Origin of the sequence: Chryseobacterium sp. C39-AII1 (genome assembly GCF_039672645.1) — a bacterium.
Lineage (GTDB): Bacteria > Bacteroidota > Bacteroidia > Flavobacteriales > Weeksellaceae > Chryseobacterium.
Map to the genome: position 1 here is coordinate 433565 of NZ_JBDFPQ010000001.1, position 16868 is coordinate 450432.

Below are 16868 nucleotides of genomic sequence, written 5' to 3' on the forward strand. Positions count from 1 at the left end.
TGCTTATTTTTACATCAATAATTTAAAACTTTACTTATGAAAAAGATTTTTACTGTTTTAGGATTAATTTCCGCAACAGCATTTATGAATGCACAGATTGTAATCAATGAAATCTATGGAGGAGGCGGGAACTCAGGTGCCCCATATACAAATGATTTTATAGAACTTAAAAATATTGGCAATACTTCTATAACCTTAACTAATGCAACTATTCAGTATGCATCTGCGACTGGTACGTTTAATTCTTACCAGACTCTTCCTACATTTACATTAGCACCTGGGCAAACCTATTTAATACAAGAGGCTGGAGGTGCAACAGGTTCGGCATTGCCTACACCAGATTTTGCTCCAACAAATAATACTTCTTTTAGTAACGGAACGGTTTATAATAATGCATTCAACTTACAAGCAAATAACGGGAAAGTTGCATTAGCAAATTCTGTTACACAGGTAGTATCCCCAACAGATAGTCATGTGTTAGATTTTGTAGGTTATGGTACGGGAAATCTTTCTGAAGGTGCTCCGGCTCCCCCTCCTTCCAATACAACATCTATTGCTAGAATTTCTGGTGATACAAATAATAATTCTGTTGATTTTGTAGAAGGTGCTCCAACCCCACAAAACTCTACCATGGGTGCATTAGCTGTATCTGATGTAAACTTATCAAGAGCTTCAAACTTCGTAAAAAACACTTTCGTTAAAACAAGCGAAATCACTTTCGGATCTGATGTAAAAGATGTTAAAATTTACAATATGTTCGGACAAATTGTAAAGTCTGCATCTGTAAAAGCAGGAGCTTCTGTAAATGTTGCTGATCTAGCAAAAGGAAACTATATTGTTACAGGTACTGTAAACAATCAACCAGTTTCTCAGAAAATCTTGAAAGACTAATTTTAATTAGAATTTTAAAATATTTAAACAGCTTTTCTTTTAGAGAAGCTGTTTTTTATTGTCAAAAGAAATTTTTTAGAACTAATTAATACCAACCCCTTCTCGCCGCATTAATGATAGAACCCAAATTCAATATCAGTGTATATCGAATACGTCTTCCGTAATCTTTAAATGCGGGTTCAAAACCTAACGAAGACTGAATTGGGAAGTATACTTCAAGAAAATCAGGGATTACACGTACTTTTATACCGCTGTCCCAAATGAATTTTGTTGGCTGATTTTTATTTTTATACATTCCGGCATCGGCATACACATGGAAAATTTTCCAAATGCTTGAATCTACATTAAACGAAGTGATCCAGTGATTAACACTTCCCGGAATAAAAGATTTAAACCCTCCATCTGCCAAAATATATTGTTGAGATAAAATTCCTCCAGTTGCACTTTGTCCAAGCAAATTATAAGAAAAAGAATAATCCGAAACTCTGGAAATTCCGTAATTGAAAGTGTTATTTCGGGTTTCATTTCTTGCAAAATATCCGGCAAATAATCTTAGACTCAGCTTTTGCTTTGGAGCAAATTCCCATCGATAAAATCCTTCAGCTGTAATTTTGTTGAAATCTTCCATTCCCTGAGTGCTTATGCTTAAGCTTTTTTCGTGGATCATCTGATTATCAGTATATCCATAACCTAAACTCCAAAGATTGTACTTATCATAATCTTTTCTTGCAATCATTAGTTGATTTAAATCTCTTTCCAAATAATTGTATGAAAAAGCAATTCCGCGGCTTACCGTACTTCTTGGATTTTTTCTAAAATTTAAAGCCGTAAAAAACGAAGCTTTTCGGTACGCAAGATCATAATCATAATGAAAATACGATCCCGAAACTCCAAAAGTCAAACTTCTGATAATGCTTTCAGCCGGTAAAATAGAGTAGGAGACAGCTCCCGAACCCGTCAGTTTCCCCGTTCCTGAACTGTACATTGGCGTGAATGAATACAAAAATTTCTGATCAAACAACGATTGATTTTTGAAATTCAACCCAAAAAGAAATTTGTCATACGCATTATTGAATCGCACTCTCGGACTGATATAAATTTCATTGAATTCAGGATTCGGAATATCTTTTATCAGCTTTAATTTGATCTTTTTATTATTTGAAAAAAAACCTTTTGCGTATAAAAAATTATCTCTGTAGTTCGATTCAGGGAAAATATAATCGTCGTTCAGCGTTATCTTGTAAATATCTAAAGCTGGAACGGTAAAAGTTTTTGTCTTTTCGTTTTCTCCTGTTTCTATCCAATAAGATTTTGTTTCACCAGTTCTTGTTTCAGTTTCCAGTTTTACAGGAATGGCGGTATCTGTATTTTTTGTGATTTTAATATTTAAAGAGTCATCTTCTTTTCGAATTCTTTTCAATTTAAAATTGACTCTGTTTTTTTGTTTGAAAAAAGCATCCAGATAATTCGTTGTTTTATCTTTTTCAGATAATTCTTTCAGAAAATCTTCAGGCTGGATTTGTTTGTCGGTATTTTTAGCAATAAAATCTTTAACAGTTGCATTAAAATTATCATAGCCCATTTTATCGGCAGAATAGCTGAAAAGACTTCCCGTTTCAAAGCTGCTGATGGCCATATCATTGAAATTACTCAGACCTGTAAAATTTTCATTAATTTTCTGATCCAGATTTTGAGACATGATATATTGATAGGCCAAACCATAGCGATCAATCAATTTTACATTGGAAGCATGAAATAATTTCAAAGGTCTTACCCCAAAAATCTTTGTTTCCGGAAGGGAACCAAGAATTTTATTTTCATTATAAAATTTCTTTAAATATTGCAATTCTAAATAAGATTTTAAACCATTTTTAAACCAATGATTGTCTTCTTTATCAGTAATGACGCTTTCGTCCAGAATTTTTTTAGCAATAATTCCGAAATAATCTAAATCTGTTTTTTCAGCATCCGTAAACATCTGAAATTTAAATTTCCAGAATGTAATATCATTATTTCCAAAAAAATCTTCTTTACCTCTGAATTTATCAGAAATAAAAATCCTTTTCGGAATAAAGCCAATGCGATCTTTAATGAATTTTAAATGTAAAGGAAGATAAAATTCAAGGTTTTGTTTTTCCTGAGGTTTTAAATTGTAACCGAATTTTATTTCAGTATTAATACCTTCCGAATTAATAATTATGGATGGAAACTGATTGTCGGAAATCAAAAATTCAGGATCAGAATCCAAATATCCTTTGAAGGAATTCATTTGAATCTGTTGAAGATTACTTTCAATAAAACTATTTACGGGTATATCAAAATTAACCGTCCAGTATGTGTTGAAGTTTACAGATTCTTCAATATCATAGTAATCTCTTTTGGAAATATTGTCCGGATCAAAATGATCCGGAACAATAAAGAAATATTTTAAGGCTGTATTTTTATCAGATGTGCCATAACCCGTAAATCTTTTATCAGGAAGCTGCATCTGATATTGCAGTTGTAGAATGACTTTTTCACCTGGCTTCAACGGCTGAGAAAGCGGAACAAACAAGTTTTCATCCGAAAAATTGTTAACAGAAATTTCCTGATTGTCTGAACTTTTTACATGAAACTGCAATAGTTTTCCCAGCTGTTCAGGTTTTGCAAAATGCAAATCGTTATTTCTGTCCTCAAGTTTTCTGTAAACTAAAGAAGTTCCTCTTTTATTGTATGCCGAAACCCAATTTAAAAGTTTTATGGTATTTAAATCTTTTTCTGAGTGGTTGTAATAGGTGATTTCCTGGTTTACATCCAGCATTTTTCTGTCGGCCGACAATTTGGCTTCAATATAAATACTGTCTTTTTGTGCAGAAACCTGAACAACTCCCCAGAACAAAATAAGGCAAATACTAAACTTTTTCAATTACATGTGATAAAGCGTCAAATATAATTTATTTTGACTAATATCCGTTGAATTTTAACTTAAGTTTTTGTCTTAAAACTACTTTTTCTCCAAAGAACTTAAATAGGCATTCCAACCTTCATTTTTATAAGTAATAGCAGCCTGTTCTGGATTTTCAGATTTGTAAATTCCTCTTCCTACAATGATGAAGTCGGTATGAAGTGTTTTGAAAACGTGCTCTGGCGTGTTATATTGCTGACCTTTTCCGTCTCCTGAATCTGCTAAATTTACACCCGGAGTGAACAATAAAATTTCATCCGGAAGCTGATTTTGAGAAACGCCACCAATTACGTTTGGATGAGATAAAGCTACTTTTAAAGCTTCTTCGCGATAGCTGGTTGTTGTTAAAGTTCCTTTAGAAGACATCCCGATAATGGCAACAACACCTACATTGCTAAAACAATCTAATGATTCGAAACCGCCAATCACCTGAGATGTTACGAAATCTGCCCAATCTGTAATTTTGAAAACGCCGCTCGTAAACTGAAGTTCCTGAGTATTTCCTATGTCGGCAAACTTTCTGTCTTCCATCAATAAAAACTGATGTTTTGAAGCCAACGCTTTTAATGGAGTAATTGTTTTTTCGTATTCAAAATCTGAAATAATATCGATATGCGTTTTTAAAGCAATAATGTGAGGACCTACTTTTTCTGCAAAATCCAACAATTCCTGAGTCGTTGTAACGTCTGCCGAAGCAATAAGGTTTGATTTTTTTTCTAACGCAATTTCTAATAATTTTTTAGAAACAGAGTGTTGAGCTGCATTTAATTTCTGCTCATAAGAACATCTTTGCTTTTCCTCAAACTGAATATGGTTTCCTTTTAAGAAATCCTGAATTCTTTTCACTTCTTCGTCTGTCAGTTGCCCGTCTTCCTGAAGAATAGCACAAACTTCTGAAATATTGAAAAGTGTATGAACTCTGTATCCTTTGCTTTCCAAAAGCTCTTTTCCGCCTTGTTCTCTATCTAGAACCACAACAATGTCAGCAACTTTTAAATCTTCCTGTTCAACTTCAGCAATGGTTTCTACTAAAGATTTTCCGGAAGTAATCACGTCTTCTACCAAAAGACAGTTTTGTCCTTTTTGGTAAATTCCTTCAATTAATTTTTTAGTTCCGTAACTTTTAGCTTCTTTTCTTTTAATAATTAATGGAATGTAGCTTTCTAAAGACATTGCCGTCGCCATTGGAAGAGCAGCGTAAGGCACTCCGCAAATCAAATCAAAATTATCCAAAGGAAGCATTTCCAATAAATAATTAGCAAGATTTTTTAAGATTTTAGGATCCGAAGCCAATGGTCTTAAATCTACATAAAACGGACTTTCGATCCCGCTTTTTAATGTAAATCTTCCGAATTTAATGATACCTAGTTTGTAGCACTCTAAAAAGAATTCTTTTTTACTTTCCATTATTTTTTATTAGATGTTGCAAATTTAAGGATTTGCGGTTAAAAGTCAATTGTGAATTTGTTGGGGATTGATGTAAATAAAACATATAAAAAAAACCACCCTGTTTAAAAGATGGTTTCTCATTTATTTTACAATTTCTGCGTCGATTACTTTAGTGATTCCCGAATCATACTTTCGTTCGGCTTCCCAAAGTAAGAATTTATCCACTTCTTTAATTAGTTTTGGAATTACCAGTGATAAAACTGCCAAATCATCCAAAACACCAACTACCGGAATCGCCACTTCAGGAATAAGATCGATGGGCGAAAGCACATATATAATACCTAAAAGCGGTAAAATAATGTCCATGGATTTTACAGGATACAAACCTTTTCTCCAAGATTTTATCATTCTGAAAATATCAGGAATCTTTCTCATAAAGCCCTTGTGGCTGATAGCTTCTTTAGCTACGTGTAATTTTGAATATTTCATTTTGTGTTTAGTTTTAAAATATTTTTTTTAACTGTATAAATTTCGCAAATTCTGTACCAAGTAATTATAAATTTAAGTTAAATAATTATTTAATTATATTGTCAATGAACTGATGCACAGTCTCTGTGTTCCAATCTTTGTAGGCATCTTCCTTAATCATGATTCTTCCTGTTTTATCCAAAAGGAAAGTCGTGGGGAACGCTTTTGGCAACAGTTTTTCAGAGATCGGACTTTGGGCGATGTATACAGGAACATTGTAATTATTATCTTTCAGGAATTTTCTTACCGCATCTTCCTGATCATTCATGGCGATCAAAACAAAATCTACATGATCTTTTCTTGTATCATACAATTTCTGGATCGTAGGCCATTCTTTTCTGCACGGAGGACACCACGTTCCCCAAAAATTAAGAAAAACAGGCTTGTTTTTAAATGTTTTCAGATTAGTGCTCGGAACGTTGATTCCTTTTAATTCTATATCATAATCGTCTTCGCCAATATGCACTGCATTTTCAATAGTGGCAACCGGGAAAAAAGTGTCTTTCAACATATTTCTTACTCCGGGAATAAATGCAATTCCTCCGATAATGACGATTAATACAAGATAAATTATATTTTTTTTCATTTTTACTTTTAATAAAAATTGTTTGTTTGAGATCCTTCGACTCCGCTCAGGATGGCACTGACTAATTATATCGCTTAAAAATAACAATTAGTATTAGCAATGTCATCCTGAGCGAAGTCGAAGGATTTTTATTTTAAATTAAAGCAATTCTAAAATTTCCTGAACAGCATCTTTCCCTCTATTTTTTGCATAATAAATTTGAAGATCATTGTAAAAAGTATCTTTCGGATAACCTTCAGGATCTGCTTTATGTTTCATCAACAATTCTTTTCCGTATTGAGGACGCGGGCCCCAAGAATTTTTTACGTTAAAATCTTTATCCAGAATAATAACTTTCGGAATAGATTCTGTTCCGTTGGTTTGGAACTGACTGATTAAACTTTTATCGCTATCTCTAAGAAAAATTTTAACCTCATTTTTACCTTCAAAAAATTTAACCAAAGCCGGAACAGTAGAGCTTGCATCACCACACCAAACTTCAGAAATAATTAAAATTTTTCCGTCGAAATTTTTAGCAGCAAGTTCCTGCAACTGCTCTTCATTTGGGATAAATTTCTTCAAAGTTCTATCGATTCTCTGAAGTCCCAGTTCGTAATATTGTTTATAATCAATTTCCTGTTGTGTAGCAGGATTTTCAAGTCTTTGTTTTCCGATTTCAATATATTCCTCGAAAGAAATTCCTTTATCCCAGTAATTTTTCATCTTTATATTTGATTAAAAATTATTAATATTTCTTGTCTTATTAATTAAAAATAAATCTGCCAGTACAAACGCTGCCAAACTTTCAACCACCGGCACCGCTCTCGGAACAACACAAGGATCGTGGCGGCCTTTTCCTTCCACAATCACAGGATTTCCATCTTTATCGATGCTTTCCTGAGGTCTGATAATCGTAGCCACAGGTTTGAAAGCCACACGGAAATAAATATCCATTCCGTTGGAAATTCCTCCCTGAATACCTCCTGAAAGATTAGATTTAGTCGTAAAATCTTCGTTGAAAAGATCATTATGTTCTTTTCCTGTCATTTTTGCACCACAGAATCCGCTTCCATATTCAAAACCTTTTGCAGCATTAATGTTAAGCATTGCTTTTGCCAATTCAGCCTGAAGTTTAGAGAAAACAGGTTCACCAATTCCCACAGGAACGTTTTTAATTACGCAGGTAACGGTTCCACCAATCGTGTTTCCTTCTTTTTTGATCTCTTTGATTCTTGCAATCATTTTCTCTGCAGTTTCTGCATCTGGACAACGAACTTCATTGCTTTCTGTTTGAGAAAAATCTAAAGCCTGATAGGGTTTTTCGCAGAAAATATCGCCTACAGAAGAGACATAAGCGTTGATTTCAATATTTGATAATAGCTGCTTTGCCAAAGCGCCTGCAACTACCCAATTAATAGTTTCTCTTGCCGAAGATTTTCCTCCGCCACGATAATCTCTGATCCCAAACTTTTGATCGTACGTAAAATCGGCATGACTTGGACGATAAGAATTCGCGATGTGATCATAATCTTTCGATTTCTGATTTTCGTTTTCGATGATAAAACCAATTGGGGTTCCCGTAGTTTTTCCGTCAAAAATTCCCGAAAGAAATTTCACCATGTCACTTTCTTTTCGTTGTGTCACGATAGCGGATTGTCCTGGTTTTCTGCGATCTAATTCATACTGAACTTTATCGAGATCAACCGCTAAACCTGCCGGAAAATTATTGATGATTCCACCATAAGCCACACCGTGACTTTCCCCAAATGTTGTAAGACTGAGAAGATTACCTAAAGTATTGAACATAATACAAAATTACCGTTTTTTCTTCAGATAATAAAGTTTCAGGATTTGTTCTATTTATAGTTGTTTTTGATATTATTGATAACTTTTTCCGCTTCTTTCTTCTCTTTTGGTGTTAAATTTTTCCAGATAAATCCTTTTTGAATATTATTTTCATCAATTAATTGCGGAAAAATATTTGCATTTACATCATCAAAAATAAAACTTGTGGATATTGCCGGAAGTTTTGTATCAAAATTATAAGGGTAATTCTTTGATACATTGAATTTTAAATTACCTACTTTAAACGTTTGATATTGATTGTATTCGTAAGTTGCCGGTTTGTAAAGTTGTTCTTTATTGAATTTTGCCATGTAATTTCCCAATCTGAAACTCGGAACCAATTTTTGAACAATATTTGGAAGTGATAAAAACAGAACGAAAAATATACTTAAACCTGAAAATAGTATAATTGATTTTTTCTGATTAATAAGGTGAAAAAACAGAACAAAAATAATCACGAAAAATACATCGATAAAAAATCTGTATTGGGCTGAAAATGCTAAGACTAAAATGCTTTTGATAATAATTGAAACGCAAACAAGTGTAATGATTTTATTCTTTTTGATATTGGTAAAAATGATAAAAATTAAAAGACTGAGAATAAATAAAATATTAATTTTTGATTTAATTCCGTGTAAGAAAAGCCAGTTTTTAATATAATCAAAATCTGAAAACTGCTGAATTTTCGAATAAGAATACTGCATATCATACGTTTTCAAAACAGCATACTGCGAAGATATTTTCAACACTTCAGGATTGGGTTTCCAGGATATTCCTAAATCTCCAATTGCAACGGGGAAAATGGGATAGCCAAAAGTCCATATATTTTTAAGGAAGAATAAAATTAAAATCAAACTTCCCGGAATTAGATTTTTAACATTCAATTTAATAATAAAAATAGAGTAGAGGAAGCTCAATATCGGAAGCCAAATCATGGTTGGTTTGATGGCAAAAACAAAAACTGAAAATGCAAAGAGGAAGTTTATATTTTTATTCTCTTTTAAAATTTCATTTAAAATAATTAGTGAAAAAACAATTACGGGTAAATCAGGACTTGGCGATTGTGAGAAAAGTAATAATATCGGAATAAAGCATAGTTGAATCCAGCTTTTCTTTTCTATTACATATATGGTATAAATGATTAATAAAATACCATTCATCCGTAAAAAAGGATCTGAAAAATGTGAAAATCCGGTCTGAAAAATATGCCAGATCGACATTTGTCCAAGTGTGAGATCTAAGTTTGAAATTCCTTTTATCATTCCAAATTCTCTCAACCATTTTATCGTGGGAACGTAATATCCGAAATGATCTAATATATAAGGATGAAATGAAGAACAGAATAAAATGATTAATGAAACTGTACTCAATAATAAAATTTCTTTCTTCGAGAATTGATAAAAGTCTTTATATAATTTATAGTAGAAAAAGAAAAATAATCCTATTGATAAAGTAATTATTTCAGTATAAAAATCAATAGCTCCGAAAAATGCTTTGAATGTTAATAATAAGCTTGTACCTAATATTCCGATTAAAATATTTCTTGAAATACTTTTCTCCTCAGAAAAAAATGTGAAAATTTTCCCCAATCCCATTAAGGTCGGAATGATGACAATGGTGGAAAGAAATAGTAACAGCATAAAAAAGATTGCCTAAAAATAAGCAATCTTTTATAGTTATTGTGAAAATAATAAATTATTTAGGTTGTACTCTTCCGTCTTTTCTGTCGCCGGCTCTACCGATCGTATAACCTGTAGCACCACCAACAACACCGCCGATCACAGCACCAAGACCTCTGTTTTTCTTAGCAATAATTGCACCTGCAGCAGCACCCCCTACTGTACCAATAATCGTACCTTTCGCGGCTTTACTCATCCCTTTTTTCTTGGTTGTGCCTTGGGAAGAGCTGCTTCCGTTATCGGCATAATTACCATTTGAACTTGAAGAATTTCTATCTCTGTATATCGTTTTCGTTTCTCTTATCACTTGTGGTTTAGCATTGCTCGCAGCCGCTTCCTTCGCCTTTTTAGCTTCAACAACGCTGTCTGCTTTTTTCTGAGCTTCATAAGCCATTTTTTCTTTTTCAATGGCTAGTTTCTGTTTCTCAATTTCAAGCTGTCTCATCTGGAACTCCATTTTCTGTTGCTCCAAAGATCTTTCAGCCACCTGATCATCTTTTTTACAGGCTGTCATTAAAAATATTGACAAAAATCCTGTTAACACTAAACGTTTCATAATTCAAATTTTTAGAAGTGAATTAAAAGTCTTGATGACCTTTAATTGTGTAAGTATTTTCAATTATAAAGCCAAAACAGAGTTAACTAATGTTAAAAAATTAAAAATTATCTTAAAATGTGTTTTTGATTTTATGTATTGAATATGATATATTATTTATATTGAATTATTTGAAACGATTATAGTTTATATTTTGTTGATTTTTAATTTACAGAGTTGTTTACCATAATAACTTAAAATTTGAATCAATTTTAAAAGAATTGAGAATGTAACATTGAGTTAATCCGGAATTTTCTTTCAATTCATATAAAATTTCTACTTTTGAATTAACCAAATTACATTATTATGAATATTTCAATCATTAAAAGCCTTGCAATAGTAGGGTTTGCAACAGTGTTGACTTCTTTTACGACGACAGATGTTGTGAAAAATGAAAATCTGATCTCGAAAGAAGCAAGCGCATCAAAAACCTATAAAATCAGATACGGTCTTTTGACAAAAAGTGGAACTAAGGTTCTTTCCGGAAATTATGATGTTGGAAGTTTTGTTGCTACCAATACCACAACTGGTGAGACTTTCGACACCTATTACGGTGGTGGTTTTCAATCGTTGCCTGCTTATTCAGAAGGTCTTCCTGAAGGAACGTATGAATTTTATGCCATGCAAGGACAAGGCGGTTGGCTAGGATATGGGTCGGTAACTTCTACGGTGTCAGATGCTCAGGTGGATACTGATGGATATGTAACAATTTATATCCCGATTGCTTGGGAAGAATAGTTTTTCTTTGTTTGATTTATAACTTCCTGTGTTTCCCTACTTAATGAGAAAATTTTTAATCTTCATAAATATTTAATAGTTTTTTATTCACATTTACAAGAAATAAATTGTAAATTTATTCTCCCATTTTATCTAATGCTATTTTTACTATGGAGATTGAAGACTATTCATTTATTATGAAATTTGCTTGTATGCTGATTTCAATCCTGCTGGTTCTTTTAGGCTATTATCAGCTTCTTAAAAGAAAAAATTTTAGGAATGGTTTTCGAACGTACGGTTTTGATATTCCCTATTGGAAAAGGTATAAAAGAGATCGCAGGTAGTATTTACACAAACACAAAATTTACTTTAAAAGACAATTATTAATTTAATTGTCTTTTTTTGTGAAAATATTTCATTAAGTTTTGATTTATGATTCCAATCATAAATTGATTATGGTTTTAAAATTATATTTGTGTGAGAATTAATTGATAGGTATTAATTTATCTAATTAATAATTTTTTTTCATCATTTGTGTTTTTAACCTCCTTCGGGAGGTTTTTTTGTTTTATGACCCGAATCATAAAAATAAAAATGGATATATGATTAAATTTGAATATACTTGAACACAAAGTCCTTATATATGTCACACCTTTACTTTTGAAATTCCCTGTTGAAGGGAATTTTTATTTATTAAACAATAAGGTATAATGACTTACATAATAATATCAAATAAAAAATAACTGGAAAAATCTGTTTATTAAGAAAAAATATCTATATTTGTCCCGAAAATTTTTTTTCATCATTTGTGTTTTTACCTCTCATATCATATGGGAGGTTTTGTTTTTTTCAAAAGTTTCAAACTTAACTATTCACTAAAATTATTACATAGCTTCATAATCGGATTTATTTTATTTTTCCTGAAGTTTCCAATCTATCTCACTATAAGTTTTGATAAAAAAGAAAGGCCCGGAAATTTTCCGAGCCTTTACTAATTATTTAGATATGATAATTATTCTTTGATGAACTTTTTCTGAGCCGTACCTTTCACATCTTCGATGTCTATTACGTACACTCCGTTTATCAATTTACTTACATCAATCTTGTTGTTCAAAATCACTCCTGTTGAGATCACCTGCCCGCCCGCATTGTAAAGTTTATAATTAGCTCTTGGGCTAATGTTTTTAACATTCAATATCGTGCTTACCGGGTTTGGATAAATTAAAATATCCGTTTGGTTTGTTGGGTTAGCAATCGGGTTTTTAGTAATTCTCACGGTGTAATCTTCAACTTCTCCATCCTGGAAATTTGTACAGTTTATAGGGATTCCGCCTTTCTGCATTGCTACTCTCATTACTACATATTTATAGTCTGTTAAGCTTACAAAAGCATCTGCCGGAACATTGAATGTACCTGTTACTTTTTCATTTTGATCTAAACCTGCCACGAAGATTCTTTCGTTAATATCGAAGGTTCCGCTTCTGTCGAAATCAATCCAAACTGCAATTCCTGCATCGTTGTTTGTTCCTGAAAGTTTTTTAGAAATTGAAATTTCGTTTCCTGTAGAACCTTGAATCAATTCAATGAATTTCTTTGGATCACCTGTATAATCTGAGTAAGTAGAACCTGTTGTCTCATTAATCATTTCCGGCTTGCCATTTGGCTTCACTGTTACATTTGAAATGTAATTCGCTGTTCCGTTTGCAGACTGCATTTGGCAGTAAACAACTGTTGGCGTAGTGAAGAAGTATGGAGGTGTATATGTACCCGGAGTTCCGCTACATACATTTACAACCTGCATTTCATATTTCGTTAATTCTATTAATCCTGTTAATACAACTGTGTTTGTATTTGAAGGAATATTCGTCCAGCTCGGAATACCTACTTTTCTATATCTCACGATATAACTTGCTCCCGGGAAAGGATCCCAAGTTACAGCTGCTGTAGTAGGAGTAATGTTTGTGATGGTAAGTCCCGGAGGAGGTAAGTCACAAATTCTTTCAGTTATAAATACTTTAGGATTAGACCAAGGATTTGGAGTAGTTTCTCCCACACACTGATTGGCAATCTGAACCTCATAAGATGTATAAGGAATTAAACTTGTAAGTGCGTAAGAGTTGGCAGGTGCATTTGGTAATGCAATATCTGCGCTCCATCCTGTAGCTCCACTTCCTACAATTCTGTATCTCATAATATACGTAGCATTAGGAACCACTGGTGCCCAAGTTACCGTAGCTGAATAAGCTGTGATATTAGAGATTGTAATGCTTGGTGGAGTAGGATCACATCTTGTAGAGAATGATGTTGTAGGAGAGAATGTTCCTACCGTAGCTCCACAAACTGTTGCGATTTCTACATCATAAATCGTTGCAGGATCTAAGTTTGTAATCGTTAAAGGAATGTTTGCTAATTGCGTTGAAGCATAAGCTGTTTCCCAAGCTCCAGCTGGTGGCCCTTGTTTTCTGTATCTTACCTGATAAGTTACGTTTGCTACTGCCGTCCAGTTTACTACTGCTGAATTGTGAGTAATTGTTGTAAATGTAGGCGCAGCCGGAACCACTGTAGAGCATGGTCTTAATCTTACTGCATAATCTTCAACCTCACCGTTTGCTACAGGAGTTTGGCACATTACCGGAGCACTTGTACGTCTTAATACAACTCTCATAGTAGTTGTTAAAGGTCCGTTGTATGCACTATTTGGTACGTCAAAATATGCTGCAACCGGAGTTGTAGTACTTGCTGCTGAGTTCAAAACAAGTTCTGAAGCTTCAAAAGTACCGTTTCTGTTAAAGTCAATCCAAACAGATACTGCATCACTTTGTGTAGTTCCTGTCCAGCCTTTACCAACAGAAACCTGGTTTCCTATTGATCCAATATCTAGGTTGATTAAAGTAGCCGGAGTAGTATAGCTTGTATAGTTATTCTGAACCGTAGTGTTGCTCATTGGTAAGAATCCTACGTTGGCAGAAGTTACCGTAACATTAGCAATATGATCATTCGTTCCATTACCTGTCATTGTACAGTAAGTTAATGGAGGTGTTGTAAATACTGTAGAAGTAGAATAAGCACCTGTAGAACCACTACATGTTGTAGAAATCTGAACTTGGTAAGTCGTCTGCTCTGTTAAACCTGGAATGGTAATACTGTTTCCTGGAGAAACTACAGTTCCTGCTGCTGTCCAGGCAGTTGTACCCTGAACTCTATATCTGATGTTGTAAGTAGCTCCTAATGCAGGTGTCCAAGTAACAGTAGCTGTAGAAGCTGTAACTGCACCCATCGCAATGTTGCTTGGCGGGTTTGTAGTACACGCTAATAAAGGTTCTCCTTTAAACTGAATTCTAGGAATGTCAGAATATCTGCTGCTTGCCGTTGGCGGGCTTGCAGGATCTGGATTGGTTCCATCTGCATAATAAAGAATACCTCTGTTTGCGCCAGCTGTGTAACCTCCCCAACTTGCTGCTGAACCAGAATATCCTGTTGAATTTTCGTCAACTGCAACAACAATATTGCTGTTCCCATCCCAAATAAATGGTGATGCTAAAGGAATTTCAACCCAAGTACCTGCAGTCATATTAGGTAATGTTCCTGAATAAACTTGCGTTAAACCTGAAAGCGGAACCCAGCTTGTAGTTGTTGCGAAGTTAGCTTGCGTTGTTTGTCCTAAATAAACCACCCATTCATTATAATTTGCTTGAGGTGTTTGAGGTGTAGCTACATAAAATCTGATCGCTGTAATAAAGTTGTTGTTTCCAACAGCATTTGTAAGTTCAGCTTTTGTATAGATTTGTTGAGAATAGTTATATCCGTAGTAAGAATATACAGGAAGATAAGTTGTAACCCCTGTTCCTGTACCAATTTGCCCTGTTGTAAAGGCAGGCCCAGGCATCCAAAGACTCTTATCAGACCCTGAACAAACAGAACGCACCCACCAATAGTAAGTAGTATAAGCTGTTAAACCACTAGGGTTTGCTGTAGTTCCTGCATTGGCAGTACCTACTGTTGCAGCTGTTGGTGCCGTGTTTGTTGTAGAAAGATAATATTCGTATCCGTTTCCTGGTGCCGGAGATGGGCCAGTCCAAGATAAAGATGCTCCGTTTGGAGTTTGAGAATTTACTGTAAGCGCTGTAGGCACATTACAAGTTGGAATATATAAATTCACATTATCCACCGCAATCGGAGGCTGTGTTCCGCCACTTCCATCATTTCTCCACTGGAATACCAAACGCATGGTAGTTCCTGCGAAGCTACTGATGTTAAGCGTTGGGTTCATATAATTTTGCCAAGAACCTTGTAAGTTGATATAATCTGCACCTACCTGAATTCTTCCACCTCCTGTTGTAATTAATGTACCTGCAGTTGGTGTATAAGTAGTTGGAACCAACCATACTTTTAAATAGTCATAAGTACTTTCTCCTTGTCCTTTCCAGTCGTAAGAGAAGATAGCTGTTGTTGCTCCTGCAGGAATTGTAATATCTCTGTAGGCATGTACTGTAGCTTCACTTGTTATCGTATAAGCATTAGCCGTTCCGTTATTATTTGAAATATAAAGAGAACCTCCGGTGTTACCCGTTGCCGTTCCGTAATTCCATTTGTTTGTATAAGTTCCGTTTGTAAATCCAAAATCATTACTTGTTGTAAAGTCTTGTGAATAAGGTAACGGAGCAGGAATCTGTGTTGTGCTGAAGTTTCCTCCCGAAAGCCAAACACTCTTGTCTGTTGCACTACAAACTGAACGTACCCACCAATAGTAAGTTGTACTTGGTGTTAACGAAGGTAAAACTGCTGATGTTACAGGAGCTGCTGTTCCTGTTGTAGCTGCTGTAGGCGCAGTATTCGTTGTAGATAAATAATACTCGTATCCGTTTCCTGGTGCTGTTGTTGGTGCTGTCCAACCAATCGTTGCAGTGTTAGGCCCAATTGCAGAAGTTGCTGGTGCAGAAGGCTGGAAACAAGTTGGAATTAATAATGAAATATTATCCACTGCTGCCGGCGGCTGCGTTCCAAATAAGTCGTCATTCGTCCATTCGTAAACAAGACGCATCGTATTTCCTGCAAAAGTACTTACGTTTAGAGCGTAATTTGTATACGATTGCCAAGTCGTCACCTGATTGAAGTATCCTCCAACCTGAATTCTTCCACCACCTGAAGTAATAGCAGTACCTGCAGTTGGAGTATAAGTGCTTGGAACCATCCAAACTCTTAAATAATCGTATGTACTTTCACCATTGGCTTTCCAATCAAACATAAAGGTAGCCAAAGTAGATCCCGCCGGAATTGTAAAATCTTTGTATGCATGAGATACAGATGTACTACCTGTAGAATATGCATTCGCAGTTCCGCCGTTGTTCGTAATGTAAATAGAACCACCAGGGTTACCGGCTACGGTACCATAGTACCAAACATTGGTTTGCGTTCCGTTTACAAAAGTAAAGTCGTTGGCTGTAGAAAAGTCCTGACTGTACGGTAATGATGTGGCCTGACCATAGGCATTGGGGACGAGTCCAATGTCAAGAAGGCACAGAAGAAGTACTAAAATAGTAGAGAGTTTCTTCATAAGTTGTTGTTGTTATTTATATTAATCTTACAAATTTAAATCGTTTTTTACTTATTTTTAGTATACGTGGCGAGGTTTTTTTTGTAAAATTTATAAATCTTTCTGGTTGAAAATTATTGAAATTGTTATCTAAAAGCGGGATTAACATTAATTTTTTAAGT

The 16868-nt window shown here is 34.3% G+C and carries 11 protein-coding genes; 2 read left to right on the top strand and 9 right to left on the bottom strand.

Annotation, left to right across the window (positions count from 1 at the left end; genetic code table 11):
• Positions 1-36: 36 nt before the first annotated feature.
• Positions 37-891 carry a lamin tail domain-containing protein gene (locus ABEG63_RS01755; RefSeq protein ID WP_346582515.1) on the top strand — a complete coding sequence of 285 codons (855 nt, stop codon included), beginning with the start codon at positions 37-39 and terminating at the stop codon, positions 889-891.
• An 85-nt stretch (positions 892-976) separates the two neighbouring features.
• On the opposite strand, the gene ABEG63_RS01760 is transcribed toward ABEG63_RS01755, so the two are convergent.
• The 8 genes from ABEG63_RS01760 to ABEG63_RS01795 form a co-directional block, all read right to left on the bottom strand.
• Positions 977-3796: an aminopeptidase gene (locus ABEG63_RS01760; RefSeq protein WP_346582517.1), complete on the bottom strand. Its 2820-nt coding sequence runs from the start codon at positions 3794-3796 to the stop codon at positions 977-979.
• A 78-nt stretch (positions 3797-3874) separates the two neighbouring features.
• Positions 3875-5242: an orotidine-5'-phosphate decarboxylase gene (pyrF, locus tag ABEG63_RS01765; protein WP_267401986.1), complete on the bottom strand. Its 1368-nt coding sequence runs from the start codon at positions 5240-5242 to the stop codon at positions 3875-3877.
• Positions 5243-5365: 123 nt separating this feature from the next.
• Positions 5366-5713 carry a DUF1232 domain-containing protein gene (locus ABEG63_RS01770; RefSeq protein ID WP_312388964.1) on the bottom strand — a complete coding sequence of 116 codons (348 nt, stop codon included), beginning with the start codon at positions 5711-5713 and terminating at the stop codon, positions 5366-5368.
• An 85-nt stretch (positions 5714-5798) separates the two neighbouring features.
• Positions 5799-6338: a TlpA disulfide reductase family protein gene (locus tag ABEG63_RS01775; RefSeq protein WP_312388962.1), complete on the bottom strand. Its 540-nt coding sequence runs from the start codon at positions 6336-6338 to the stop codon at positions 5799-5801.
• A 138-nt stretch (positions 6339-6476) separates the two neighbouring features.
• Positions 6477-7040, bottom strand: coding sequence for a thioredoxin family protein (locus tag ABEG63_RS01780; protein WP_346582520.1), 564 nt, complete (start codon positions 7038-7040; stop codon positions 6477-6479).
• 12 nt (positions 7041-7052) lie between these two features.
• Positions 7053-8123 carry a chorismate synthase gene (aroC, locus tag ABEG63_RS01785; protein ID WP_346582522.1) on the bottom strand — a complete coding sequence of 357 codons (1071 nt, stop codon included), beginning with the start codon at positions 8121-8123 and terminating at the stop codon, positions 7053-7055.
• Positions 8124-8173: 50 nt separating this feature from the next.
• Complete coding sequence (locus ABEG63_RS01790; RefSeq protein WP_346582524.1) at positions 8174-9802, bottom strand: hypothetical protein; 1629 nt, start codon at positions 9800-9802, stop codon at positions 8174-8176.
• Between the two features lie 55 nt (positions 9803-9857).
• Positions 9858-10397 (bottom strand): YMGG-like glycine zipper-containing protein, encoded by a 540-nt coding sequence (locus ABEG63_RS01795; protein ID WP_267401980.1) that lies wholly within the window; start codon positions 10395-10397, stop codon positions 9858-9860.
• A 345-nt stretch (positions 10398-10742) separates the two neighbouring features.
• Between ABEG63_RS01795 and ABEG63_RS01800 the strand changes: the two genes are divergently transcribed.
• Complete coding sequence (locus ABEG63_RS01800; RefSeq protein WP_346582526.1) at positions 10743-11174, top strand: hypothetical protein; 432 nt, start codon at positions 10743-10745, stop codon at positions 11172-11174.
• 991 nt (positions 11175-12165) lie between these two features.
• Here the strand turns inward: ABEG63_RS01800 and ABEG63_RS01805 are convergent.
• Positions 12166-16707: a fibronectin type III domain-containing protein gene (locus ABEG63_RS01805; protein WP_346582528.1), complete on the bottom strand. Its 4542-nt coding sequence runs from the start codon at positions 16705-16707 to the stop codon at positions 12166-12168.
• Positions 16708-16868: the final 161 nt, after the last annotated feature.

What these genes read in the sequence shown, in the direction of transcription:
- ABEG63_RS01805 (WP_346582528.1), bottom strand. Translation starts at nt 16,707, where the DNA reads ATGAAGAAACTCTCTACTATTTTAGTACTTCTTCTGTGCCTTCTTGAC.
- ABEG63_RS01770 (WP_312388964.1), bottom strand. Translation starts at nt 5,713, where the DNA reads ATGAAATATTCAAAATTACACGTAGCTAAAGAAGCTATCAGCCACAAG.
- ABEG63_RS01780 (WP_346582520.1), bottom strand. Translation starts at nt 7,040, where the DNA reads ATGAAAAATTACTGGGATAAAGGAATTTCTTTCGAGGAATATATTGAA.
- pyrF (WP_267401986.1), bottom strand. Translation starts at nt 5,242, where the DNA reads ATGGAAAGTAAAAAAGAATTCTTTTTAGAGTGCTACAAACTAGGTATC.
- ABEG63_RS01800 (WP_346582526.1), top strand. Translation starts at nt 10,743, where the DNA reads ATGAATATTTCAATCATTAAAAGCCTTGCAATAGTAGGGTTTGCAACA.
- ABEG63_RS01790 (WP_346582524.1), bottom strand. Translation starts at nt 9,802, where the DNA reads ATGCTGTTACTATTTCTTTCCACCATTGTCATCATTCCGACCTTAATG.
- ABEG63_RS01755 (WP_346582515.1), top strand. Translation starts at nt 37, where the DNA reads ATGAAAAAGATTTTTACTGTTTTAGGATTAATTTCCGCAACAGCATTT.
- aroC (WP_346582522.1), bottom strand. Translation starts at nt 8,123, where the DNA reads ATGTTCAATACTTTAGGTAATCTTCTCAGTCTTACAACATTTGGGGAA.
- ABEG63_RS01795 (WP_267401980.1), bottom strand. Translation starts at nt 10,397, where the DNA reads ATGAAACGTTTAGTGTTAACAGGATTTTTGTCAATATTTTTAATGACA.
- ABEG63_RS01775 (WP_312388962.1), bottom strand. Translation starts at nt 6,338, where the DNA reads ATGAAAAAAAATATAATTTATCTTGTATTAATCGTCATTATCGGAGGA.